The following is a 637-nucleotide window of genomic DNA, read 5'->3' on the forward strand; positions in this document are numbered from 1 at the left end:
CCTCACTTTGCGAGGCAAGCTCCCTTTCCAGCTCCAGGATTCTTTTCTGCGACTGAGCACACAGGGTAGCCAGCCGGATGACCCCGGTTGCCCGTTGCGCCACCTCCAGGTCTGAATCCCCGCTCTGCGGCAGAGACAGTTTTTCTGCCCGCAGCGGCAGGGCGTGACATTTCTCGTCCGGGAGCTGGCCCTCTTTCCTGTGCAACAGATGATAAAATGGACGATTCTTAAGTGAAGTAATTAACTGTTTTTGCGACCGTTTTTTGCCTTCGAGCTGCACGATTTTTTCCTGCAGCCCGCGATAACAGTCTTCCAGCCGGCGTACCGCGGATACCAGGGGCTCCACCCGGAGCGTTGAGCACCTGCCCCGTGGCAACTGCAGTTCGTCTGCCCGCAGCGGCATTGAGCTGGTTTCCCCCGCCGGGAACCGGAAACCCATTGCGTGCCACAGCCTGTCCCTCCGGATCTTGTTTTCTTCGTTTTCTTCATCAACCCGGGAAATTTCAATCGGCAAAACCAGGGTTGCTGGCGGAAGGCCTCTGGCCCAGAGAACAAACTGCTGCGTGATCCAGCTACCCAGGCCGAGTCCCTGCAGGCGGCGGTCCAGTCTGGACTCATCTGTAAACAGATGCAGGGG

The 637-nt window shown here is 58.1% G+C and carries 1 protein-coding gene; it reads right to left on the bottom strand.

Features of this window, described 5'->3' with window-relative positions:
• The coding region (locus tag ABD353_RS39900) for a hypothetical protein (protein ID WP_344628599.1) at positions 1–637 on the bottom strand (637 nt) is incomplete at both ends.

This window comes from Kitasatospora arboriphila, from assembly GCF_039528095.1.
GTDB classification, from domain to species: domain Bacteria; phylum Actinomycetota; class Actinomycetes; order Streptomycetales; family Streptomycetaceae; genus Kitasatospora; species Kitasatospora arboriphila.